Genomic DNA, 24,423 nt, shown 5'->3' on the forward strand with positions numbered 1-24,423 from the left:
GGTGAGGCGATGTTGCGGCGCGGGGCGGTGTTCGCCGGTTTCGTCATCGAACGCGAACTGGGACGCGGCGGGATGGGCGCGGTGTACGCGGCCAGGGACCGCAGGCTGCCACGGCTGACCGCGCTGAAGTTGATGCACCGTGACCTGTTCGCCGACTTCGAGATCCGGGCCAGGTTCGAACGCGAAGCCGATCTCGTTGCCCAACTCGACCACCCGAACATCATCACCGTCTACGACCGTGGCATCGACGAGGAACGACTGTGGATCGCGATGCAGTTCGTCGACGGCACGGATGCGTCGGCGGTTCCGGTGCAGCAGTTCGGGACCGAACGGATCGCCCAGATCGTCACCCAGACCGCGAGCGCCCTCGACTACGCCCACCGCCAGGGCGTCCTACACCGCGACGTGAAGCCCGCCAACATCCTGCTGTCGCACACCGCGGGTGTCGGTGCGGGCTTCGACGAACGAGTCGTGCTCACCGACTTCGGCATCGCGAAACTCCTCGACGACACCGGCGGCCTCACCCGCACCGGCCAGTTCACCGCCACGATCGCCTACGCCTCCCCCGAACAACTCAGCAGCGCGCCCCTAGACGGCCGCGGCGACCAGTACTCCTTGGCCTGCACCGTATTCCGCCTCCTCACCGGCACCGGCCCCTTCGACGCCCCCAACCCCGCCACCGTCATGCTCGCCCACCTCAATACCCCTCCGCCGGCGGCCAGCGCCCGCCGCGGCACCCTCTCCACCGCGGTGGACGCGGTCCTGTCCAAGGCCATGGCCAAAGACCCCGCCCACCGTTTCCCCACCTGCACCGCCTTCGCCACCGCCCTGACCGAAGCTCTGCGCCACCGTCGGACCTCTGGCGCCACCTCGGCACTGCGGCCGGGTACCGGATCCGGCGCCGCACCACCCGGCTCGCCGACTGCCGCCGGGCGGCGCGACCCGACCGCTGTCCGCCATACTGCGAGCGAGCCGGAAAGCTCGCTCGCCGTTCACAGTCGCGGCCTCGACGCCGCAGCCCGGCCGACCCAGGGATCGGCCGCACACAGCATTTCACCGACGCACACCTCGAGGCCCGATCCCGCGCGCAGGCCAAGGGCGGCCGCCGCGACAGCCGCCCCGCTCTGGCTCGACGCCGTGCACGGCTGTCTACTCGGCGGCGCGATCGGCGATGCGCTCGGCGCTCCGCTGGAAACCCGCTCGCTACAACAGATTCGAGCCGAGTACGGCTCGGCCGGCGTGACCGATATCGACCCGCTGCGGATCTCCGAGGAAACCCAACTGACCGCGTTCACCGTCGAAGCGCTGATCCGAGGCTCGGTGCGGGCCAGAGCGAAGGGCATCGGCGGGGCGACGATGGGGCTGCTCCAGCAGGGGCTGCTGGTGTGGTTACGCGGACAGGTCGTGGAAATGCCCGACCAGCCGTTCGCGCTGTACAGCGCCCTCAGCCGCTACCCCGAACTGATCGAGCAACGCGGCAGAGCGAATTCGGTCTACACCGCACTACGTCAGGCGGCCGCGCGGCAAGCACCGATGAACCCACTCGGCACCCGCGACGCGCCCATCAACCACTCCAAGGGCAGCGGCGCGGTAATGCGCGCGGCCCCTTGCGGATTCGGTTACGCCGCAGACCGATCCGGTACCGCGACAGACGCGATCTTCGAACTGGGTTGCGACGCAGCCGCACTGACGCACGGCCACCCCAGTGGTTGGCTCCCCGCGGGCACCCTGTCCGCCCTGATCTACCAACTCGCACGCGGCGCCGACACCGCCACCGCGCTCTCCCGCGCACGAACAGAACTGACGAGCTACCCCGATCACGAGGAAACCTCGGCCGCCCTCAACGCGGCCAACCGGTTGGCCGCCCGGATCGAGCGCGAAAGACGTTATCCCACGGCGGAAGACGTCGAAACCCTCGGCCAGGGCTGGATCGGCCCCGAGGCCCTCTCGATCGCCGTCTTCGCCACCCTCGCCGCCGAAGGACTCGGCGGCACACCCCACGACATCGTCCGTACCGGACTCCTGTTGTCGGTCAACCACTCCGGCGACAGCGATGCCACCGGCTCGATCGCGGGCAGTCTCCTCGGCGCCCGCTACGGCCGCGGCGCCCTACCCCGCCGCTGGTTCGAGACAGTCGACGCGCGCCCCGTCCTCGAACGCCTCGCCGCCGACTACTCCACCGAATTCGGTCTCACCCCACCGGCCGACAACCACGGCCAGCCGACCGACGAGTGGTTCAACCGCTACCCGGCGTAATCGCCGACCACCCGAAACCAGGTCGGCCCCCGGCGCAGAGTTCCACCGGGGGCCGAAGTGGCTGTGCCGCCTACAGATCCGCGATAGCCGCCAACGGAGGCGTCCGTGCGGCCCGCACCCCCGGCCACACCGCCGCCAGCACCCCGACCACACCGGAGGCGATCAGCACGATCACCAGCTGCGACCACGGGATGGTGATCTGGTCGATGCCCATATCGCGCAGCGTGCGCAGGAATCCGACACCCAGTGCGATGCCGAGCACCAGACCGACGATGGCGCCGAAGATGGCGATCAACATGGACTCCAGGTAGATCGTGCGCCGCACCTGTGCGCGCTGAGTACCGACCGCTCGCAGCATGCCGATCTCGCGCCGACGCTCCACCACCGACAGCGCCAGGGTGTTGATGATGCCGAGCACCGCGATCACCACGGCCAGCGCGAGCAGCCCGTACAGGATGGCGAGCAGCGTGTTGATCTGCTGCCCCTGCGCACCCTTGAACTGTTCGTGGTCCTGCACCTGCACCACCACGAACGGCTCTGTGGCCTTCTCCAGATTCGCCCGCATCGCCGTGAGATCGGCGCCCGGTGCGGCCTTGACCAGCACGAACACATTGGTGCGCAGGCTCTGCGGCATCAACTGCTCGTAGATGCCGGGATCGATCACCATGGGGCCGAGCAGCGGTGAGTCGGCGTAGACGCCCGCGACAGTGAGCTCGAGTTGCTTGTTGTCGAGGCTGGTGATCGCGACCTTGTCGCCGAGCTTCCATCCACGATCGGCCGCCTCGGTCTCATCGATGAGCGCGCCACCGGCGGGAATCGTGTTCGTGCCGCTCTTCATCTCGATGTCCATCACCGGATCGATCGGACCGTCCGGTGAGGTGGCGCCGATCTGATCGCCGCCGACCTTGAACGCGACAACCCGGATCCCGGTGACATCGCTGACCTCGGGCACCTCGGTGCGCACGGCCTCGACCGCACCGATCGGCGCACCGATCATCTGCGGGCCTGCGAGCACGTATTCAGCCTTCACACCCTTGTCGATGAGCACGCCGACACTGGTTTTCGCCGACGCGCCGAGAATGCCGATCGCCGAGACCAGCATCAGGCCGAGCGTGAGCGCGAAGGCGGTGGCGGCGGTGCGTCGTGGGTTGCGCGTGGCGTTGTTGCGCGCCATCTGCCCGATCGGCCCGAACGGCCGGGTGAGCACCCCGAGCACCACCACCATCGGCCGTGACAACGCGGGCGCCGCCAGCAGCACCGCCAGAATCAACCCGAGCGCACCGACACCGACGGTCACCGCCGAGCCCTTACCGGTCCCCTGCGCACCCACGTACACGAGCACACCACCGGCAACGGCCATGACCGCGCCGACAATCGTCCGCAGCCGCAAAGAGTCACCCATACTGGCGAATTCGGAGCGCATCGCCTCCACCGGCGGCACCTTCGCAGCGCGTCGAGCGGGCGCGTAGGCACTGGCCACGGTGACGATCAAGCCGACGAGCAACGCGATGATCGCGGTCCGTGGCAGCACCGTCAGCGACCCGGTGGGCAGTCCGAGATCGAAGGCGTTGAGCAACACCGACAACCCGTACGCCAACCCGATACCGGCGGCCAGCCCGAGCGCACTTCCGATCAACCCGATCACAATGGCCTCACCGACCACCGACCGCCCGACCTGCTGACGGCTGGCCCCGATCGCCCGCAGCAACGCGAGTTCGCGCAGCCGCTGGGCCACGATCATCGAGAAGGTGTTGTAGATGATGAACGTGCCGACGATCAGGGCGATCGCGCCGAAGGCGAGCAGGAAGTAGTTGATGAAGGTGAGCGCCTCGGAGATCTCCTTCTTCATGTCCTCGCGGACCTCGTCGGAGTTCTGCACCTTGTAGTTGGGCAGACCCGCGGCGAGCTTGTCGCGCAGGTCATCGGCCGAAACACCGGGCGCCGCGGCGATATCGGCGTAGGCCACGTGCGAGCCGTCGGTGAACAGCTTGCGGCCCTGCGGCTCGGTGAACATCACCGCGACCACACCACTGCTGCCCGCACCGGGCATCTCGTAGATGCCGGACAGGGTCACCTCGAACGGATCACCCTTGGAGGGAATCAGCACCTTGGTCTTGTCGCCGACCTTCAGCCCGGCCTTCTCGGCGCCACTGGTATTGAGCGCGATCTCGTTCGGCTGGGTGGGTGCGGCGCCCGCCACGAATTTCTCGGGCTCCTCGACGGACTTCTCCGGCGGCAGGTAGGACACACCGAAACTCGGTGCGCCACCGGTCTGCACGGCCTTCTTGCCGTCGGGGTCGAGGAGCACGACCGGGCCGTTCACGGCGGGAGCGACCCGTGCGACACCCTCGTACTTGGCCAGCGCGTCGACGATATTCGTCGGCACACCGAGTGATTGGCGATCCGCGGGGCCGACGCGCACGTCCACACCCTGGGCCTGGCCTTCGAAAATGCCGTCGAAGGTGCGCTGCAAGGTGTCGGTGAAGACGAACGACCCGGAGATGAAGGCAGTACCGAGCACCACCGACAACAGGGTCAGAGCCAATCGCACCTTGTGCGCGGCAAGGTTACGCAAGGCGACCTTGCGCATGGGATTACTCATCGAGTTTCCAGCGCCTTCATCCGGTCGAGGATCGAATCCTGGGTCGGGCCACGCAGCTCGTCGACGATGCGACCGTCGGCGAGGAACACGACGCGGTCGGCATACGCGGCCGCGCGCGGATCGTGGGTGACGATCACGACGGTCTGACCGAACTCGTCGACCGAGGCGCGCAGAATCGACAGCACCTCACCCGAGGAATGCGAGTCCAGGTTGCCGGTCGGCTCGTCACCGAAGATGATCTCCGGCTTGCCCACCAGCGCACGCGCACACGCCACGCGCTGCTGCTGGCCACCGGACAGCTCGGACGGCCGGTGTTCGAGGCGGTCGCCGATGCCGAGCCGCTTGACCACGGTGTCGAGCCATTCCTGTTCGGGTTTGCGGCCCGCGATATCGAGCGGGAGGGTGATGTTCTCCAGCGCGGTGAGCGTCGGGACCAGGTTGAACGCCTGGAAGACGAACCCGATCCGGTCGCGACGCAGCGCCGTCATCTGTTTGTCGGACAGGCCGGTGAGGGCGGTGTCGCCGATGCGTACCTCGCCCGCGCTGGCGCTGTCGAGCCCGGCCAGGCAGTGCATCAGCGTCGACTTGCCCGAACCCGATGGACCCATGATCGCGGTGAATTCGCCCTTCGCGAAGTCAGCCGTCACTCCGTCCAGAGCCTTGACCTGTGTATCTCCCGATCCGTACAGCTTGACCAGGTCGAGCGCGGCGGCCGCGATATCGGTGGCGGCCGCCGAATCGACGGCCTCGGTCCCCATGGCGTGCGAAGTCATGCTGTCCAGTCTGGCTGTCCAGCGTGAACCGCGCCATCCGGGATCCCCCCGATACCGCAGGTTAGCGCACGACCCATTCGAAAGCCGCGGCTTCGGAGCGGGCGCCTTGCGCGGCACGGGAACGGTTGGGCTCACCGAGGTCTGTGAGCAGTCCTTCGGTGAGGACGACCAGGTCAGCCAGGGTGGCGGGGGTGAACCAGTCGGGGCGGGTGGCGAAGAGGATGTCCTCGGAGGCGGTGTTGCCGCTGGCACCGGGGGCGAAGGGACAGCCACCGAGACCGCCGAGGGCGCCGTCGACCATGGTGGCGCCCGCGCCGACGGCCGCCAGGGTGTTGGCCACGCCCATGCCCCAGGTGTCGTGACCGTGGAAGACGATGCGGCGCGGCGGGGTGGTGTCGCGGACGGCGGTGACCAGCGCGCTCACCTGTCCGGGGTGGGCTTGGCCGAGGGTGTCGGCCAGGACGATGTCGACGGCGCCGTCGGTGCGCGGGTCGTTCGCGATGGCGAGGACGCGCTCCGGATCGACGGGCCCGTCGAACGGGCAGGTGAAGGCGGTGGCCAGGCACAGCTGGATCTCGCCACCTGCCTCATGGGCGAGGCGGATCGCGTCGGGCATCGCGGCCACCGACGTCTCGGTATCGCGGCCGATATTGGCCTTGTTGTGCGCGTCGGACACTGAGAAGCAGTACTGGAAATTGCGGGCGCCCGCCGCGGCGGCCTTCTCGATGTGGCGTGGCGTGGCCACCCACACCCAGCATTTCGCCAGTTCGTCCGGGGTGAGCGCCGCGATCAACTCGAGCGAATTGGCCATCGGCGCAACCAGATCGGGCCGCGCCATCGAACCGATCTCCAGCGCCGGCACACCGGCGGCCAGCAGCCTGCGCACCACATCGATCTTCTGCTCGACCGCCAGCACCTTGCCGGTGAGCTGCAAACCGTCGCGCAGCGTCACATCGCGCAACAGCGGTGCGGTCACCGTCGCTGCTCCGGTTCCTGCGCGGGCACGCACATCACACCACCGCACGGTTTGTCGCCCACGCTGGCCGGGGTCGGATGAACCGTCGGCCGCACATGCCCCGGACCGCGCGGCTCCCACTTGTTGCGCACGGGTGGGCGGCGCCTGCCGTGTACTCGCCTCGTCACAGTGCCTCCAGCGCGTCGATCTGATCTTCACTCATCCCGAGCAGCCCGCCGAGCACTTCCCTGGTGTGCTCGCCGAGGTCGGGGCCGACATTGCGGATCGGCAGCGATGCGCCCCCGATCACCGGGACGATGCCACCGAAACCCACCTGTTTGGGTTCGGCCTCGCCCACGTCGACGGGGAACATCTGGATCATATTGCGCGCGCGGTACTGCTCGTCGGCCACGATGTCGGCGGCGGTGTAGATCGGGCCGCACGGGATGGCGGCGTCGTCGAGCAGTTTCAGCGCTTCCTCGCGGGTGTGCCCGATGGACCATTGCGCGATCGAGGCGTCGAGGCGTTCGCGGTTGCGCCAGCGACCGTTGTTGTCGGCTAGTTCCGGGTCGGCGGCGAGATCGGGGCGGCCGATGACCTGCATGTAGCGCTGGAAGATGGCGTCACCGTTGCCACCGATGATGATGGAGTAACCGTCGCTGGTCGGGTAGGCGTTCGACGGTGCGATGCCTTCCATCCGGCCACCGACGCGCTCGCGATTGATGCCGTAGGCGAGATGATCGGGGATCAGCGATTCCATCACCGACAGGATCGACTCGTTGAGCGCGACATCGATGATCCGCTCCACCTGCGGCACCGGCCCCGCCACCCGTTCCCGCTGGAACAGGGCCATCACGGTGCCGAACGCCGCGTAGATGCCCGCGATCGAATCACCGATCGACACCCCGGTACGCACCGGCGGCCGATCGGGATCGCCCACCAGCTCCCGCAGCCCACCGACCGCCTCCGCGACCGCCGCGAACCCCGGCCGCGCCGCCATCGGCCCGGTCTGCCCGTACGCCGAGATCCGCGTGATCACCAGCTTCGGATTCGCTTGCTCGAGCGCCTCCGGGCCGAGCCCCCACTTCTCGAGCATCCCCGGCCGGAAGTTCTCCAGCAGCACATCGCACTGCTTCACCAGATCCAGCACGACCGCCCGTCCCGCGTCGGTCCGCAGATCCAGCACGATCGACTTCTTGTTCCGATTGACGGTCCGATACAACATCGAGGTATCACCGCCGTACAACCGCCAATTCCGCAGTTCATCGCCCGTACCGGGGCGCTCCACCTTGATCACCTCGGCACCGAAGTCGCCGAGAATCCGTCCGGCAGTGGGAGCGGCAACATAGTTACCGAGTTCCAGGACGCGAACACCGTCCAGTGGCCGAATACTCATGGGCCCAGTATGGTGTTCCGCTCCCCCGCGACGTCAACGGGCCTGTTCGCGGGGAGGCGGACGAGCTCAGCTGGCGAGGAGTTCCACTTCTTCGATGATCGAGTAGTCCTCGGCATTGCCCTTCAACACCGTGCTGGTCTGCCCATCGACACCGACCGGGATGTCACCAGCGAGGGTGATCCTGGTGAGCCGACGCGGCTGGTCGTTGTAATCGTCGATGGCGTAGTGCTGAGTGGCACGGTTGTCCCAGATCGCGACGTCGCCGTCGGACCAGTTCCAGCGGGTGGTGTTCTCCAGTCGGATGACCCGGTCCTGCAGCAGCCGGAACAGCTGCTCGGACTCCTTGGACGGAATCCCGACGAACTGCTTCACGAAATGCCCGAGCAGCAGCGACCGCTCCCCGGTCTCGGGGTGCACCCGCACAACAGGGTGTTCGGTCTCGTAGACATCGGACTGGAATTCCGCCGAGTACTCGACCTGAGCCGGCCGCACCTTGTCGACCGCACCGGCGTAGTCGTAGAGATTGGTGTGCACCGCGCGCAGGTTCTCGGCCAGTGCCTTGAGCGGCGCGGGCAGCGAGTTGTAGGCCGCGACCGTGGACGCCCAGGTGGTCGAGCCACCATAGGTCGGCAGGTACTCCGCCCGCAGGATCGAGGCCTTCGGCACCCGGTCGACGAATGTCACGTCGGTGTGCCAGGAGTTGGCGCGGCCCCGCTCGGAGTCGATGGCCAGACTCTTCACCCCGGCCGACTTCACCGTCGGATGCGGGGTGGTCGGGGTGCCGAGCAGCTCCGCGAATTCGTACTGCCCGTCCTCGGTGAGGTGGTGCTGACCGCGGAAGAAGATCACCTTGTGCTCGTTGAGCGCACGACGGATCGTGGACACGGTCGCCGCGTCCAGGTCACCACCCAGCCGGACACCATCGATCTGCGCGCCGATGTGGGCGCCGAGCTTGGTCACCGTCACGGTGGCGGGGATGGCGTGGTCGACCGTCATGGGGATCACCTTCACTGTCGTTCTCGATCGGTTGGTACGCGTCAAGCAGACCGCGAATCCCGTTCGACAGACAGGTTTTACCTCTGGGTGATCCCAACCCCTCAGCCGATGTGCTCGCGCAGGTAGGCCAGGTCCTCGGCGACCCCGTCGACCGGGGTTTCCAAGATGACCGGCGCCCCGGCCGTGCGGCAGACCTCGGCCAGCAGTTGCGGGTCGATGGTGCCGTCGGCGAAATTGGCGTGCCGGTCGGCGCCGGAATCGAATTCGTCGCGCGAGGAGTTCAGGTGCACGAGATCGATGCGGCCGGTGATGGCCTTGATCCGCTCGACCACCCCGACCAGTTCCTCACCACCGGCCCACGCGTGACAGGTGTCGAGGCAGAAGCCCGCACCGTATTCCCCGACCGCGTCCCACAACCGCGCGATCGAATCGAAATGCCTGGCCATCGCGTGATTGCCACCGGCGGTGTTCTCGATCAGGATCGGCACGGCGAACCCGCCCTTGTCCTGCTGACGTTCGAACAGCTTGCGCCAGTTGTCGATTCCGGTATCGAGCTCGGCATCGGAGCGCACGTGCCCACCGTGCACGACCAGCCCGAACGCACCGAGTTCGGCCGCCGCCTTCGCCTGCTGAGCCACCGCGTTGCGCGAGGGCATCCGTAACCGGTTGTTCAGACTCGCCACATTGATCTGATACGACGAGTGCACGACGACATCGATCGGACTGGCGAGAATCTCGGCAGCCTTGGGATGCGGCTGGGGTTTGTCCCAGCTCTGCGGATCGACCACGAACATCTGGACGACCTCGGCACCGAGCTTTTCGCCGAAGCCGATCGGATCGCTCTCGTCGCGAACGTGTGCTCCAATGCGCATGGATCCCACCCTAATATCAGGCACCGACAACTTTGCCCGCGATGTTGCACAGCGGTGGCTTCAGGAGATACATCGGTAGAATTCGAAACGGGTGCTCTGCCCTGGAGGGGGTGACTTCGCGTGTTGCGCAAAGGCGACGTGTTCGCCGGGTACACGATCCGGCGCGTGCTCGGACAGGGCGGGATGGGCGTGGTCTACCTGGCCAGGCACCCACGTCTGCCCCGGTTGACCGCGCTGAAACTGCTCAGCGGTGAACTGTCCGCCGACGAGGAGAACCGCCGCCGCTTCGAACGCGAAGCCGATCTGGTCGCCCAGCTCGAGCACCCCAATATCGTCAATGTCTACGACCGCGGCACCGATGACGACCAGCTGTGGATCTCCATGCAGTTCGTGGCTGGTACCGATGTGGCCACCGCCGATGTGAACGTGCTGACACCGGGCCGAGCGGTCCAGATCGTCGCCGAGACCGCGACCGCACTCGACTTCGCCCACGCGGGCGGTGTGCTGCACCGCGATGTGAAACCAGCCAACATCCTGCTCGCCAAGCCGCCGATCGGGCGCCCGGAACGCGTGGTGCTCACCGACTTCGGCATCGCGGCGATGCGCGACAGCGAGACCACCTTGTCCTCAGGCGACACGATCACCGCCACCCTGGCCTATGCCGCACCCGAGCACCTGGCAGGCGCGCCGCTGGATCATCGCGCCGATCAGTATTCGCTGGCCTGCACGCTGTTCTGGATGCTCACAGGCTCGGTGCCGTTCCCCGGCCCGAGCCCGGCCGCGGTGATCCAGGGACACCTGAGCAAGCCACTTCCGCCGCTGCGCAGCCTGCGCCCCGACCTGCCCGCGACCCTCGACGCGGTGCTGGCCAGGGCCACCGCCAAGCGGGTGGACGCGCGCTTCGCCAGCTGCGCGGAGTTCGCCAAGGCGGCCAGAGCCGCGCTGTTCGCGGTACCCGGACCGTGGCATCACCAGCAGCAGTACAGCCCGCCCGGCGTCGTTCTGCGCGCACGCGAGTCCTACCCGCGGGCGCCGGGTTATCCCCGCCCGCAGACACCGGCGCAGCCCTACCGCAACGCGCGCCCACCGACACCCGCGCAGCCGCACCCGCAGCCACACACCCCGCCGACAACACCGGCGCAGCCGTATCCGCACGTGCAGCCACACACCCCGCCGACAACACCCGCGCAGCCGCACACACACGCGCCGCGGCCGTCGACGGGCAATCCGGCCCTGCCACCACGCCGCGGATCCGCGCGTCCCGGCACCATCGACTTACCCGGTGGCCGTAACCATCCCGGTTATATCGTGCCGCCCCAGCAGCGGCGTCCGCCGTGATCGTGACAACCCTCGGCGTCATCGCCGACTGCTAAGGTTTCGTTGTTTTTCCCGTGGCGGGCCACCCCGGCCGCGGCTTTCATGCTGTACGCGCGTGCGCTGGTGGGTCCCGGCGCACGGCGAGAAGTGGAGCAGACATGCTGGCCAACGGAGATGTCTTCGCCGGCTACGTCATCGAACGACAGCTCGGTCGTGGTGGCATGGGTTCGGTCTATCTAGCCAAACATCCTCGGCTACCGCGGATGACGGCGCTCAAGCTGCTCAACCGCGAGATGTTCTTCGACGACGAGGTGCGAGCGCGGTTCGAGCGCGAGGCCGATCTTGTCTCGCGCCTTGATCATCCGAACATCGTCACCGTCTACGACCGCGGTCACGACGACGAACAGCTGTGGATCTCCATGCAGTTCATCGACGGTGTCGACGCCGCCTCGGTGGATCCGCAGACGCTGCCGCCCGCCCGTGCGCTGCAGATCGTGAAGGAAACCGCCGACGCGCTCGATTACGCGCACGGCATGGGCGTGCTGCACCGCGATGTGAAGCCGGCCAATATCCTGCTCGCCCGCTCGGGTGCGGGTCGTGGCGAACGGGTCTATCTCACCGACTTCGGCATCGCCCGATTGCGCGACGACACCGGCAATCTCACGCAGACCGGCACCTTCACCGCGACGCTGGCCTATGCCTCGCCCGAACAGCTCACCGGCGCCGCGCTGGACCACCGTTCGGACCAGTATTCCCTTGCGTGCACGCTGTTCTGGCTGTTCACCGGGTCGGGACCGTTCGCGGCGACCAATCCGGCCGCGGTGATCCAAGGCCACCTGCAGCAACCACCGCCGACATTGAGCGGTGTGCGCCCCGGCCTGTCCTATGCGCTGGACGGCGTGCTCGCCAAGGCGATGGCCAAGCGGCCCGATGACCGGTTCGACTCCTGCTCGGACTTCGCAGCGGCCGCGATCGAGGCATTGAACAGCCCGAGCGCGCCCGCACTGCCGATTGTCGGCCCGCGTCTCGGCACCAGCGGTGCACACCCGCTCGCCGGGCGACCCACCACCGGTGGGGCGATTCCGCAGACCGGTCTGCCGTATCCCGTTGCCACACAGGGGCCGATGACCGGGGGCCAGCTTGGCACCGCCCAGGGTCCGATCACCGGTGGCCCGATGGGCACCGCGCAGGGTCCACTGACCGGTGGTCAGATGGGCACCGCGCAAGGCCCGATGGGTCCGGGCGCCCCACGCCCGCTGACCGGTGCCTCGCAGAGTCCCTATACCCCGCAGTCGCGCCCGCAGTACCAGTCAGCGCCGCGTCCGCAGGCCGGCGGTTTCGGCCAGTACCCGCAGCGACCGCCGTCGAAGTCCAACACCGGCCTGATCATCGGCATCGGCGTCGCGGTGGTCCTGGTGATCGCGCTGCTGATCGGCATCGGCGTCGCCGCCAGTGGCGATGACACCGGGGGCGACCGCACGACGACCACCACGGCGGCGGCCTACCTCATCACCCCGAGCGCCGACGCCATCAGCGCCGAGTTCGGCCAGATCGTGCCTGCCACGACTGACGATTCCACCGGGTACAATGGCGCCACCTGCTGGGAGACCGACAGCAGCAGTCCCCCGGAGCCCGCGGCAGGCGAACCAGATTTCGGCGCCTGGGTCCATCTGTGGAGTTGCTTCGGCGGCGGTGACAGCGACGACCCGTTCTACCGGATCTACGCCTTCAACTCCGCTGCCGACGCCAAGTCGGTGCTCGACGGCCTGCCGACCAACTACAAGTCCACCGACAGCAACGGCGGCAAGCAGTACACCAACTACAAGTACACCGACAACGGGAACAAGATCATCACCCAGTTCACCGGCGATCCCAACCGTGCCCAGTTCCTGATGTACACCGACGGGTACGGCACGGCCGACGAGGTGCTGCGCTGGTGGCGTTCGGCTCCGCTGAACTGATGTCGACGCAGCACGACGGCAGCGTTTTCGCCGGGTACACGATCGAACGACTGCTGGGCCGTGGCGGGATGGGCTCGGTGTATCTGGCGCGCCATCCGCGGCTGCCCCGGCGTACCGCGATGAAGCTGCTGAATCGAGAGTTGTTCTTCGACAACGAGATCAGGGCCAGGTTCGAACGCGAGGCCGATCTCGTGTCGCAACTCGATCACCCGAATATCGTGACCGTGTACGACCGTGGTGTCGAGAACGACCAGCTCTGGATCTCGATGCGCTACATCGACGGTGCCGACGCATCCTCGCTGCAACACCCTGTCGACCCGGCGCGCGCGGTCCGCATCGTCGCCGAAACCGCCGCGGCACTGGACTTCGCGCACAGTCGAGGCGTGCTGCACCGCGACGTGAAGCCGGCCAACATCCTGATCGAACCGGTCGACGGCACCGAACGCGTCTACCTCACCGATTTCGGTATCGCCCGCCTGCACGACGACAATGCCGCCAAGTTGACGCAGACCGGAACCTTCACGGCCACGCTGGCTTTCGCCTCGCCGGAGCAACTCTCCGGGATCGCCCTCGACGGTCGCGCCGACCAGTACTCCCTGGCCTGCACCCTCTTCCGCTTGCTCACCGGGACCACGCCGTTCGACGCCACCAACCCCGTCGCGGTGATCCAGGGCCACCTCCAGCAACCCCCGCCCCGAGCGAGCACCCTGCGGTCGGACATCACTCCCGCACTGGACGCGGTTCTCGCCCGAGCTATGGCCAAACGTCCCGAACAGCGCTTCGCCACCTGCGCTGAATTCGCCGCCGCCGCTGGGCAGGCGCTGTCCGGTCATGCTGTCTTACAACCCTTTACACCGAACGCGCCGTACACCGCCGCGTCGAACCACGGCCAGCCGTGGCCTGTCGGAGTCGGCGGTCGTTCATGGCCCGCGCAGCACGACTCTTCGTGGCCGAGCGGGCCGTCCCCGCACTATGCGAGCGCCCCGAACGCCCTCGCTCAGCGCCCCCGCGACGCCGGGGCGACGGGTGAGCGCCGGTCGGTCCGCGAGGACTATCTCGGCAAGAAACGAAACTCGCGCTGGGAGGGATCGCCGATGGGCTGGCTGGCGATCATCGCCGTCATCGTGTTCCTCGGCTGGGTGGTCATGAAGACATTCGGCGGCGACGGAGACGCCGGCGCATCAGGCCGGCCCGGTCTCGAAACATCGGTAGCCGAAACGCCTTCCGCGTCCGCGCGCCCGACCACGACAACTCCGCCGACCAGCGACCGGCAGATCATCGGCGCCAACGCCGCGAAACTCAGCGACGAGTTCCCCAGCATGGTGCCGCACACCTCAGCGAGCAACCTGGTGCACGCAGGCTCGGGGTTGGACAACGCAGGCTGCTTCGCCTACGACCGTGCGACCGCGAGCCGAGACCCCGATGACGCCGACATGGGCGACTGGTCGGTCGTGTGGCATTGCTTCGGCGGCGGCAACAAGGCGATTTACGAGCTCTTCCTCTACCCCTCCGCGGGCGCGGCCGCGCAGGCGATCGCGGCCCTGCCCGCCAACGACGTGCGGCCCACCACCCACACCGGCCGCACCTACACGAACTTCGTCCTGCACGGCAGCCAGCCGAGATCGCCGCGCATGGTCACCCGCTTCGACGGCCACCCGGCCCGCGACACCATGCTCATGTACAGCCGCGGCTTCATCGCCGACGAGGCGCAGATGCTGGCCTGGTGGCGCACCGCCCCGCTGACCTAGCCGGTCAGTGCGTAATGCACGAAGTCGCGCACCGGCTCGAAGCCGATGCGCTGATAGATCTTGTTCGATGTCGGATTCGCCAGGTCGGTGAACAGGCAGGCATCGGCACCTTCCGCTCGAATCCTGCCCGCCACCGTGGCCGTCAGCGCACTCGCGAATCCGTTGCCCCGGAACGCCGGTGGCGTGTAGACCGGCCCGATCCTGGCCCAGCCCAGAACCGCCGTCTGCCGAGCCACCAGCGTGACGGGCGTACCGTCGTGCTCCCACAGCCAGGTGGTTCCGTCCTCGATGCGCCTGCGCACCGCCGTCTCGTCGAGTCGTTGTGGCACGTCGGCCTCCACACCGAACTGCTCGATCATCGCGATGACGAGGGCGACGTCGTCGACACCTGCCTGGCGGGCAGCGCCGACGGCGTCGGGCGCGGACAGCTCGCCGAGGCCGAACAGGCGGGTCGAGTACTTCTCGCGGTAGGTACCGCCGCAGACCGTCGACCAGCGCGCCGCGAAGGCAGCAGCGTCGGCACTGTCACCTTCGACGCTGCGCATCACGGTGCCACGAGCGAGAAGGGCGTCGGCGACGGCCGAAATGCTGTGTGCGGGCAGCTCACCGAGGTAGACGGCGCCGTTCGTGCACTGTGCGATGCCGACGACCGCACCCGCGCTGTCGCGGACGCTCAGGAATTCCGTCGACATCGCGCCGGACCTGCCGGTGATCCGATTGACCAGGACGGTCGCGATCACCGTGTGGCGCAACGGGTCACGTCGAAGCAACGGCTCCGCTTCGTCCAGGAACCGGGCAGCGTCGGTGGTGATGTCGATGCGCACCCCACCGACGGTAAGTCTTCACACCCGGGGTCGCATTCGAATTATGAGGTGTCTCAGGTTGTTTCGCGTGCGTCCCGATCGGTCCGCAGTTTCAATAGGATGAGTCCAGCCGTGCAGGCCAGGATCAGCCCGGCAACGGTGATCTCCACGTGCAGGCCCGCGATGCCGAGGCCGGCACCGACGAGTCCGCCGATGAAGAACAACCAGCCCATGATCCGCGCGACGACCAGGAAGGTCCCGGGCGGTGTCGACGACAGATGTCCGACGGCGGCCGAATCAGTGTTCGCCGCCGCGGTTTCCAGCCGGGGTGTCGAGAGTGCTCCCATGAGATTCTCCTCGATGACGCCGATCAGATACTTGCACTGCGCAAACTTCGCGCGACAGGTGTTTCGGTCCGGGCGTCTCCTGCGTAACTTTGCTCACACACGCTACGACTCGGTGACGCGGAACGCTCGCGACACGTCCCCTCGACACGCCGAATTGATCAATCCGATATCTGGACCACTAGCATTTAAAATGCGCCCTTTTGCTCGACCTGCACTACTGTGAGGCGATCTCGAAGCCGACGAGGAGTAACAGGCGATGGATAACAGCAGGGCCAAGTTCGTAGGTCCGGCAGTCGCTGTTGGCGCGGTGTCGCTCGGACTGATCATCATCGGTGCGTGCGGTGTCGGACAGCAGGATGTCTACGTGCCGGCGCCACCGTTGAGTGCCGATCTGGCCGCCGCACCCGCGCGGGTGGCCGACGGGGCCACGTCCACGACGGTGCACATCCCGATCCCACCGTCGCCGACTTGGCGCATCGCGCCGTACATGTCGCCGCGTAAACCGTTCAGCCTCAGCTCCACCGAGACCTCCCCGTCGGAGACACCCCCCGAGGGCGAACCGGCTCCCGAGCCCCGCCCGGGCGAGACGACGCCCGAAACCCGGCCGGCCGAGACGACGCCCCGCCCGCCGGTGACCACCGAGGACGAGCCGACCACGACCACCCGGCCCAAGCCGACCACCCGACCGAACCCGACCCGCACCGTCATCCCGCCGCAGGTCGGCGACGACGAAGTGGTGGAGCCGACCCACTCCTACGACCACGCGACCCCGACCGAACCGGCCGAGGCGACCACCGAGGATCCGACGGTCATCGAGAACCCGCGCACCTACGAGGGCTGACACAACAATGGTGCGCACCCGCGACGGGCACGCACCATTGTCGAAGAACTACAGCTCGACCAGGTCGTAATCGCCGACCCGATCGGCGAGCTCACGCCGATGTTCCAGTGCGCCACCGAGTGTCTGCCCGATCGCGGTCAATCGGGCGACATAGTGGCTCACCGGATACTCCGCGGTGACACCGATGCCACCGTGCATCTGGATCGCCTCCTGCCCGATGTGCTGGGCGGACTTACCCACCTGCAACCGCGCCCGTGACGCGACCACCGGATCGCTGCCGCCGTCAGCCAGCGCCGCGGTCGCGTACAGGCTCATGCTGCGGGCCAGTTCCAGTGAGACGTAGCAGTCGGCCGCCCGCTGGGTGAGCACCTGGAACTTCGACAGCGTGACACCGAACTGCTTGCGGGTCTTGAGGTATTCGGTGGTCAGCGTGAGCGCGACCTCCATCGCCCCGACCGATTCCGCGCACAGTGCCGCCTGCGCGTAACCCTGGGCGAGGGCGATCTGCTCGGTCGCGTCGACGGTGCCGCCGAGCAGTTCGCCGGTCGCCTTGTCGAGGTCGAACTGTGCGGCGCGGCGGCCGTCGAAGGTGCGATACGTCCGTCGTTGCACCCCATCCTGATTCGGGTCGACCAGGAACAGCCCGGTTCCGCCGTCGGGCAGCACCGCGCTGACGATCAACTCGTCGGCGACGTCGCCACGCGGCACCGGATTCTTCACGCCGGTCAGCGCGTACCCGTCACCCTGTGCCACCGCCGCGGTGGTGAGCTCCGTGGACGGCCACCGCATGCCGGGCTCGGCGTGGGCGAACGCGAGCAGCGTGGTTCCCTCCGCCAGCGCGGGCAACAGGCGCTGACGCTGTTCGGCACTGCCTGCCAACCGCAACAGTTCCGCCGGGATCACCACCGAGTCGAGCACCGGTTCCGGTGCGAGCGCGCGACCGAGCTCTTCCTGCACCAGCATCGCCTCGACCGGGCCCGCGCCGACGCCGCCGTCCTCCTCGGGAATGGTCAGCCCGAGCACACCGAGGTCGGCGAGCTGCTTCCACACCGTGCGGTTCCAGCCCGGGTCGGTGTCGCCGCTCTTGGTGAGTGCCTCGCTGTCGTAGACCCGGTGCAGCAGTTCGCGCACGGTGTCACGCAGCATCGTCTGTTCTTCGGTCAGTGCGAGTTCCATATCAGCGCCTCACAATCCGAGGATCGTGGAGGAAATGATCGAGCGCTGGACCTCGCTCGAGCCTCCGTAGATGGTCACCTTGCGGTAGTTCAGGTAGCCGGGGCCGGTGTGCTGGGCCCACGCGGGCGAGGCGATGTCGGCGGCGTCGACGGGCAGCGCGTCGGCACCGGCGATGTCGAGGAGCAGTTCGGTGGCGGCCTGCTGCAAGTCCGTGCCCTTCAACTTCAGCACCGAGGAGGCCGGATTCGGCTTGCCCTCGACAGAGTTGGAGACCACCCGCAGCTGGGTCAGTTCCAGGGCGAGCAGTTCGTTCTCCAGCTCGGCCAGCCGCGCCGCGAACACCGGGTCGTCGAGCAACGTGCCGCGTCCGGTCCTGGTCGCGCGGGCGTAGTCCTTCGCGAGGCCGAGCTTGACCTTGGTCTTGCCGACGCCGGTGATGGAGGTGCGTTCGTTGCCGAGCAGGTACTTGGCGTAGGTCCAGCCCTGGTTCTCCTCGCCGACGAGCTGATCGGCGGGCACCCGGACGTTCTCGAAGAACACCTCGTTGACCTCATAGCTGCCGTCGATCAACTTGATCGGGCGCATGGTGACACCGGGCGACTTCACATCGAAGAGCAGGAAGGAGATGCCCGCCTGCTTCTTCGGCGCGTTCGGGTCGGTGCGCACGAGGCAGAAGATCCAGTCGGCGAACTGGCCGAGCGTGGTCCAGATCTTCTGGCCGTTCACAATGTAGGAGTCACCGTCGCGGACCGCGGTGGTGCGCAACGAGGCGAGGTCGGAACCGGCGTCGGGCTCGGAAAAGCCTTGGCACCACCAGATGTCGAGCGCGGCGGTCGGCGGCAGGAAGCGCTGCTTGAGTTCCTCGGAGCCGAACTGCGCGATCACCGGGCCAACCATCGAGGCGTTGAACGTGAGCGGTTCCGGCACCGAGGCCAGCTGCATCTCGTCGAGCCACAGGTGGCGCTGCATCGGCGTCCAGTCCTTGCCGCCCCAGGCCACCGGCCAGTTCGGCACGCACAGCCCGTTGTCGTTGAGGATCTTGTTCGCCGTGACGAAGTCCTCGCGGGACAGATCCGCGCCGTGTTTCACCCGGTCACGAATGTCCGCCGGGATCTCGGTCGTGTAGAAATGCCGCAGCTCGTCGCGGAAAGCGACCTCGTCAGGGGACAGGGCTAACTTCATACGGGTCTCCCAGTCACTCGTAGCCGTCGAAGAGAAACCTACCCTTCGGTAATCCCCGGTGTCGACTACATCACACGCGATGGCCGTCCCACCGGCGCCCGCCACGCCGCCGGTGGCTCGGCGACCCCCACGCCGACCTGGTACGTTGCCAGACGAACCGGACTATCCGGCGACGAGCATCCACCGAGGAGTCACGGGTGAACGGCAGATCCATCGCAGGTAGAGCAGCGGCGGTCACCGCGGTGGGCATCGGCGCGCTGGCACTGCTGGCACCGAGCGCGATCGCGACACCGGTAGACGACGCCATCGACCATCTGACCCACCTCGCGGGCGAGGACACCTCGACGAAGGCCGGTGTCGGTGTCATCGCCAGCTTCACCGAGATCGTCGGCGCCGACACCCTGCGTGAGATCTCGACGCAGTTCACCCCCTTCAGCTACGCGGCCCCCACGTTCGGCTGCGGCAGCAACGGCCCGATCACCACGATCATTGCTGCTGCCTCGATCGAAGGGCCGGGCCCGCGCACCGAGACCAGCCTGAAGCCGGGCGACATCCGCTTCAGCGCGAGCCCGCGCCACACCGGTGTCCCGCTGGCCTCGGGTCTGAGTGTCGCCTGGGTCAATGTCAACAACGGGCAGAGCGGCATCGTCGGCCTCGACGACCAGACCGAATTCAACCTGCCGTCGCTGTCGAAGACCGTCAACAGCGGCGCGGGCACCGTGGTCGCCTCCATGTGGGGAACCATCGACTACGCGGGCGCCCGCTGCGTGATGACGCCGACCGTCGGCACGTTCGTCGTGCCCGATCTGCCGGTCGCGGTCCCCGAAGCGCCTGCCGCTGCGCCCGCCCCCGAGCCGCAGGCCGTCAGCCCGGGCTCGGGCGAATCCTCCTCCGGCGCACCGGCATCGACGACTCAGGCCGCGCCCGTGCCCGCCGAAACCCCCGCGCCCGCCCCGGTGCCCGCTCCCCCGGCCCCGCCTGCGGCGGCCAACGTCGGCGGCTGACGCACCGAGCCCTGTCGAATCAGCCGACGGTGATTCGCAGGACCGTGCCCTCTTCGGAACCGGCGAGCAAGGCCGACGGGTCCGTGGGGTCGGCGACGACCGCGGTCAGCGGTTGGGTAGCGACGACGGTGCAGGCGGTGCCGGTGGCCGGGTTGACCCGGACGAGGTGCCCGGCCAGCGTGGTGACGTAGAGGACGCCGTCGCGGACGACCAGGTCGTCGACGAAATCGGGCAGTGTGCCGAACGAGGTCAGGTCGGCGACGGTGGTCGCGGCGCTCGGGTTGGTGCGCGACAGTCGCAGCACGCGGCCGACCGGGCCCTCGCTGCCCGCGAAGTTCGCGGTGACGTAGACCGAATCACCCGAGACCACAACACCATTGGGCCCGTCGATGCTGACGGCCGACCACCAGGTCATGTCCTCGCTGCCGTCGGGGCGCAGGCGGTGCAGGCCGTTGCCGGTTGTCACATACAGATTGCCGTCGGCGTCGAACGCGGCACCGTTCGGCTGCGGGAACCCGGTCGCGAAGGCATCGAGAGTCGGGCGCGCGGCCGCGGGGTCGAAGCGGACGATGCCGCCGGAACCGGCCAGCGGTGAATTGCCGGTGACCACGTAGAGCAGACCGTCGGGTCCGAGTCGGACCGCGCCGGGCGAGGGCACGGCGACGGTGGCGGTGAGGCGTCCCGCGCGGTCGTAGCGTTGTACCTCGCCGCGCATGACCCGCGAAACCCATAGGTCGCCCGCGGCGTCGATACCGAAATTCTCCGACCAGTCCAGCAGTGGCACACTCGACCGGATCGCGACATCCTGGCGTGCTTGTCCGCACGAGGACAGCGGCGCGGCACCAGCGACGGCGCCGGAACCGAGCGAGGCGCTGCTCACGACAGCCGCACCGACCAAGAAACGGACGGCGCAATGGCGCAACGACAACATCTGTAACCCTCGACTCTGTTGACCCGGTTCGACGCGCGAAGTCTAACGGCTGCGGGCCCACCGTGGGCAGCCCATGGCACCTGCGGTTGCGATCACGGCATATCACCTACCAGCACTGTCTCGCAGAACAATTCATTCGACCGCTCCGGGCACCCCGGCGAATCGCGGCCGACGGCGAATCGTGAGCGGCGATAATCGGACGGTGCCCTTCTTCGACACCGAACGCGGACGCCTGCACTGCAGGCAGTGGTCCGTCGACCAGCCCGCGGCGAGACTGGCGCTGCTCCCGGGAACCGGGCAGCACAGCGGGCACTACCACCGTTTCGCCGCGGCGTTGCGGCCCGCGCGGATCGAACTGTGGGCACTTGACACCTCGGGGCAGGGACTGAGCGAGGGCGATCCCGACGCGCCGGGCACCATCGACGAGCTGACCGACGACGCGCGGGGATTTCTCGCACTCGTCCGGGCGGGCCATCCGGACGCGCCGGTATTGATGGGCCACTCCCTCGGCGCGGTGACCGCACTCGCCTTCTCCCGCGAAAACTCTTCTGAACTGGCCGGACTCGTCGTTTGCGGTACCCCGCGCCGGGCCGCCGAGGTCGCGCCGGACCCCGGCCTGCCCCTGCTCGCGGTGCACGGTGTCGACGATCGGCGGGCACCCATCGATGTAATCCGGCTATGGACAGCGCGGCACCGATCGGTAGATTTGCGCGAGTACGACGACGCCGGACACGACCTGTTGCACGAACCGGTGCAGCACCGCGTGGCGGCCGATATCGCGGAGTGGGTACTCGCCGCGGTGCGATGAACGACGAAGGGGGAAGCGGTGCAACCGAACCGAACGGGGCTGCCGAATACGGCGGCACTCGGCCGAGCCGTCGACGAGGGTGGGCTGTGGATCGACGGGGTGCTCGTCGCCGACGGCGCACCTGAACGGTGCGCGCTGCGCTACGAACGACTGGCCGACGAAGTCGACGCCCAGGTGCGGGCGCTCAGCCAGGCCGCGGTCATCCCCGGATTCGGCGGGCTCGCCTCGGGCGGTGCACTGCGCACCGGCTTCGAGACCAAGGCGGCCGCGGCGCTCGACGAACTGCGTGCCTATGCGAGCACCGCGCGCGACCTGGCCGCGGTGTTCCGCGCCGCCGGGGCGACCTACCGCGAGGCCGATCAGGCACTTTCGGGCGCCGTTGCCGCGATCGAGGTTCCCGGTGGTGGCGATGCGTAGCCTCTCCGGCCGTACCGACGCGGACTACGTGTCGGTCGTCGAAGTCTTCGACAACCTCTCCCATGCCGAAATCCACCATGCGGTAAGGCAACTCGACCCGGCCGCGCTGGCAGGCGCCGCTCAGACGTTCCTGACCACCGCCACCGGCCTCGGCGAAGGGGTGGAGCTCGCGCACGGTGAGATCCGTGCCGCGATCGCCGACGGCTGGCGTGGTGCGGCGGCCCAGCAGGCCTCGGACGCGGTGCGCGACTTCGAGCAGGCGGGCCGGCGGATCGCCGATGTGTTGACGGCGGTCGGTGTCCGGCTCAGCCGGGCCGGCGACGCGGCCGAGTCCATTCGCGCGGCTGTCGCGGAACCCGATGGGACACAGCCTGATCCGGCCGCGGCGGTCCTCGACTCCGAGCAGGCCGCCACCAACGCCACGATCGCGCGCGAAGCCGAGAACGCTCGCCTCGACGCGGTACAGGCGATGGAGACGATCTACGCCGGAGCCTTCCTGCCGACCGGGTCGGGCGTGCCTGCCTTCGCCGGATTCGCCACGGAGCCAGGGACTGTCGCCGCCGGTACCGCACCGTCGGGGGCCGTGCAGTCGGCCGGATCTCCGCAGACGACCGTGTCCGCGGTCATCGCCCCGACGACCACACCGGCGACCGTTGCCGCGACCACCACGCCCGCCGGATCATCGACGGTCGTCAGCGCGGGCACGACTGCGCCGAGCAACGGTGCGCGCCCGACCGTCGGAACCGCCACGGCCCCTGCTGTGTCGGTCAGCGGAACAACTCCCGCGACTACACCTCCCGCCGCGACGACAGCCTCGGGTCGGCCGCTGACCAGCGTGCGCGGCGCGAGCGCCACCACCCCGGCGTCGACTACCCCGGCCTTCTCCGGCACCGTGCACGCAGGCAACCGATCCCGGCGCGCGGCCGACTCCGAACAGACCAGGTCCACGACCACCGATGTGGTGGGGGGCGACCAGGATTCGGCGCCCACGACGATCGCGGCGGGGGCCGACACCACCGAGGCCGCGAGTGACGGACGGCAGGAGCGTGATCCTGCGGTGTCCGGTGGCGAGGCCGCGGCCGGAATGGGTGCGGGCGCTGTCGGCGGAATGATGGGTGGCGCGATCGCCGCCGCCGAACAGACGCGACCGCCCGGCGGGCCGCGGCCTGCCTCGTCGACGGAGGAGCCCGAGGACGAGGACGACGAGTTCCTGCGCTACCTCGAGGACGAGCCGACCTACCTCGAGCCCGCGGACGAGGTGAACGCGCTGATCGGGAAGATGGAGCCGACCAGTCCCGCCGTGCTCGGTGAGTGGGCAGAACGGGAGTGAACTGGCATTTCACCCCCGACCAGTTCGCGCTGACCTGGGCGCGCACCGACGGCGACCGGATCCCCTATCCGCTCGCCGTCCGTGCGTCGGCGCGCGACACCGTCGAACGCGCCGCCCAGCAACCCGCGCTCGACGCCTGGTGCGCCCGCACCCTCGACGCCGACCTCGCGGCCGCGCTGCGCGTGTTGGCGAAACCGGAGATCCGCGTCGAGGTCTGCGGCCACGCACCCGCTCCCGTGCGGATGCTCGGCGCGGTCACCGCGGATGTCGCGGTCCTCGCGGTACAGGATCCGGGCAACGCACCCGACCGTGGCGGTGCGATCCACGTTCAAGTCGGCAGCACGAAACGCCTTGCCGCCCAAATATTCTCGCGGCTTCCATCCCAGCCCCCCGGCCTCGTCCCACGCATCACCGCCCCCGCGACCCGCGTCGACGAGGACAGCCGCGACCTGGTCACCGCCCCCGTAGCGGGCCCTTCCGACGCCGCCCGCATCCGCCGACTCCTCCAGCGCCCCCGCACCGGCATCGGCCAGATCCTCGTAGCGGCAGGCACCGACCCCAAACCCGCCGGCGTCCTGTCCTGGATCGACCTCCCCGACGACGGCCGCTACCTCGTCCACGCCAGCCGCCACATAGACATCACCCCCGCCACCCCCGACACCACCGTCGAATGGCTACGCCGCCTCCTCCGCAGTGCCTGACTCCACC

21 protein-coding genes are annotated in these 24,423 nt (G+C 68.3%); 10 read left to right on the forward strand and 11 right to left on the reverse strand.

Going from position 1 to position 24,423, the window contains the following annotated elements; all coding sequences use genetic code 11:
• Positions 1-9: 9 nt before the first annotated feature.
• Positions 10-2,256, forward strand: a complete 2,247-nt coding sequence (locus ACLJPD_RS04380) for an ADP-ribosylglycohydrolase family protein (protein ID WP_410870410.1) — start codon at positions 10-12, stop codon at positions 2,254-2,256.
• A gap of 70 nt (positions 2,257-2,326) precedes the next feature.
• On the opposite strand, the gene ACLJPD_RS04385 is transcribed toward ACLJPD_RS04380, so the two are convergent.
• The 6 genes from ACLJPD_RS04385 to ACLJPD_RS04410 form a co-directional block, all read right to left on the reverse strand.
• Complete coding sequence (locus ACLJPD_RS04385; protein ID WP_410871922.1) at positions 2,327-4,846, reverse strand: ABC transporter permease; 2,520 nt, start codon at positions 4,844-4,846, stop codon at positions 2,327-2,329.
• A gap of 8 nt (positions 4,847-4,854) precedes the next feature.
• Positions 4,855-5,631, reverse strand: coding sequence for an ABC transporter ATP-binding protein (locus ACLJPD_RS04390; protein ID WP_410870411.1), 777 nt, complete (start codon positions 5,629-5,631; stop codon positions 4,855-4,857).
• Positions 5,632-5,692: 61 nt separating this feature from the next.
• Positions 5,693-6,607, reverse strand: coding sequence for a hydroxymethylglutaryl-CoA lyase (locus ACLJPD_RS04395; RefSeq protein ID WP_410870412.1), 915 nt, complete (start codon positions 6,605-6,607; stop codon positions 5,693-5,695).
• Positions 6,608-6,770: 163 nt separating this feature from the next.
• Entirely contained in the window at positions 6,771-7,982 is a 1,212-nt protein-coding gene (locus tag ACLJPD_RS04400; protein ID WP_410870413.1) for a CaiB/BaiF CoA transferase family protein, read from the reverse strand.
• 66 nt (positions 7,983-8,048) lie between these two features.
• Entirely contained in the window at positions 8,049-8,978 is a 930-nt protein-coding gene (locus ACLJPD_RS04405) for a TauD/TfdA dioxygenase family protein (protein ID WP_410870414.1), read from the reverse strand.
• Between the two features lie 101 nt (positions 8,979-9,079).
• The gene (locus tag ACLJPD_RS04410) at positions 9,080-9,850 is read right to left on the reverse strand and encodes a deoxyribonuclease IV (protein WP_410870416.1); all 771 of its coding nucleotides are present in this window, start codon (positions 9,848-9,850) and stop codon (positions 9,080-9,082) included.
• Between the two features lie 120 nt (positions 9,851-9,970).
• Between ACLJPD_RS04410 and ACLJPD_RS04415 the strand changes: the two genes are divergently transcribed.
• From ACLJPD_RS04415 to ACLJPD_RS04425, 3 genes are all read left to right on the forward strand, one after another.
• Positions 9,971-11,188, forward strand: a complete 1,218-nt coding sequence (locus tag ACLJPD_RS04415; protein ID WP_410870417.1) for a protein kinase domain-containing protein — start codon at positions 9,971-9,973, stop codon at positions 11,186-11,188.
• A 137-nt stretch (positions 11,189-11,325) separates the two neighbouring features.
• On the forward strand, positions 11,326-13,128 hold the full coding sequence (locus tag ACLJPD_RS04420) for a serine/threonine protein kinase (RefSeq protein ID WP_410870418.1): 1,803 nt from the start codon (positions 11,326-11,328) through the stop codon (positions 13,126-13,128).
• The gene (locus ACLJPD_RS04425; protein WP_410870419.1) at positions 13,128-14,876 is read left to right on the forward strand and encodes a serine/threonine-protein kinase; all 1,749 of its coding nucleotides are present in this window, start codon (positions 13,128-13,130) and stop codon (positions 14,874-14,876) included. The genes ACLJPD_RS04420 and ACLJPD_RS04425 overlap by 1 nt, the downstream gene beginning before the upstream one ends.
• Here the strand turns inward: ACLJPD_RS04425 and ACLJPD_RS04430 are convergent.
• Positions 14,873-15,700, reverse strand: coding sequence for a GNAT family N-acetyltransferase (locus ACLJPD_RS04430; protein WP_410870421.1), 828 nt, complete (start codon positions 15,698-15,700; stop codon positions 14,873-14,875). The two genes, ACLJPD_RS04425 and ACLJPD_RS04430, sit on opposite strands and share 4 nt — an antisense overlap.
• A gap of 53 nt (positions 15,701-15,753) precedes the next feature.
• Positions 15,754-16,026 carry a hypothetical protein gene (locus ACLJPD_RS04435; RefSeq protein ID WP_410870422.1) on the reverse strand — a complete coding sequence of 91 codons (273 nt, stop codon included), beginning with the start codon at positions 16,024-16,026 and terminating at the stop codon, positions 15,754-15,756.
• A gap of 256 nt (positions 16,027-16,282) precedes the next feature.
• On the opposite strand from ACLJPD_RS04435, the gene ACLJPD_RS04440 reads away from it, so the two are divergent.
• A complete protein-coding gene (locus tag ACLJPD_RS04440; protein ID WP_410870423.1) occupies positions 16,283-16,867 on the forward strand; it encodes a hypothetical protein in 585 nt (194 codons plus the stop codon).
• A gap of 48 nt (positions 16,868-16,915) precedes the next feature.
• Here the strand turns inward: ACLJPD_RS04440 and ACLJPD_RS04445 are convergent, their stop codons facing one another.
• Together ACLJPD_RS04445 and ACLJPD_RS04450 are read right to left on the reverse strand one after the other, a co-directional pair.
• The gene (locus tag ACLJPD_RS04445) at positions 16,916-18,043 is read right to left on the reverse strand and encodes an acyl-CoA dehydrogenase family protein (RefSeq protein ID WP_410870424.1); all 1,128 of its coding nucleotides are present in this window, start codon (positions 18,041-18,043) and stop codon (positions 16,916-16,918) included.
• Positions 18,044-18,052: 9 nt separating this feature from the next.
• Positions 18,053-19,225 (reverse strand): acyl-CoA dehydrogenase family protein, encoded by a 1,173-nt coding sequence (locus ACLJPD_RS04450; RefSeq protein WP_410870425.1) that lies wholly within the window; start codon positions 19,223-19,225, stop codon positions 18,053-18,055.
• Positions 19,226-19,422: 197 nt separating this feature from the next.
• Here ACLJPD_RS04450 and ACLJPD_RS04455 point away from each other — a divergent pair, with 197 nt between their 5' ends.
• On the forward strand, positions 19,423-20,229 hold the full coding sequence (locus tag ACLJPD_RS04455; RefSeq protein WP_410870426.1) for a hypothetical protein: 807 nt from the start codon (positions 19,423-19,425) through the stop codon (positions 20,227-20,229).
• A gap of 19 nt (positions 20,230-20,248) precedes the next feature.
• On the opposite strand, the gene ACLJPD_RS04460 is transcribed toward ACLJPD_RS04455, so the two are convergent.
• Positions 20,249-21,109 (reverse strand): SMP-30/gluconolactonase/LRE family protein, encoded by an 861-nt coding sequence (locus ACLJPD_RS04460; protein ID WP_410870427.1) that lies wholly within the window; start codon positions 21,107-21,109, stop codon positions 20,249-20,251.
• A gap of 253 nt (positions 21,110-21,362) precedes the next feature.
• Between ACLJPD_RS04460 and ACLJPD_RS04465 the strand changes: the two genes are divergently transcribed.
• The 4 genes from ACLJPD_RS04465 to ACLJPD_RS04480 are packed head-to-tail and all read left to right on the forward strand — an operon-like array spanning position 21,363 to position 24,416.
• On the forward strand, positions 21,363-21,968 hold the full coding sequence (locus tag ACLJPD_RS04465) for an alpha/beta hydrolase (RefSeq protein WP_410870428.1): 606 nt from the start codon (positions 21,363-21,365) through the stop codon (positions 21,966-21,968).
• Positions 21,969-21,986: 18 nt separating this feature from the next.
• A complete protein-coding gene (locus ACLJPD_RS04470; protein WP_410870429.1) occupies positions 21,987-22,385 on the forward strand; it encodes a hypothetical protein in 399 nt (132 codons plus the stop codon).
• Entirely contained in the window at positions 22,378-23,715 is a 1,338-nt protein-coding gene (locus ACLJPD_RS04475; protein ID WP_410871923.1) for a WXG100 family type VII secretion target, read from the forward strand. Before ACLJPD_RS04470 ends, ACLJPD_RS04475 begins: the two co-directional genes overlap by 8 nt.
• Positions 23,697-24,416, forward strand: a complete 720-nt coding sequence (locus ACLJPD_RS04480; RefSeq protein WP_410870430.1) for an ESX secretion-associated protein EspG — start codon at positions 23,697-23,699, stop codon at positions 24,414-24,416. Before ACLJPD_RS04475 ends, ACLJPD_RS04480 begins: the two co-directional genes overlap by 19 nt.
• Positions 24,417-24,423 lie beyond the last annotated feature (7 nt).

This window comes from Nocardia sp. A7, from assembly GCF_046549215.1.
In the GTDB taxonomy this organism is placed as follows: domain Bacteria; phylum Actinomycetota; class Actinomycetes; order Mycobacteriales; family Mycobacteriaceae; genus Nocardia.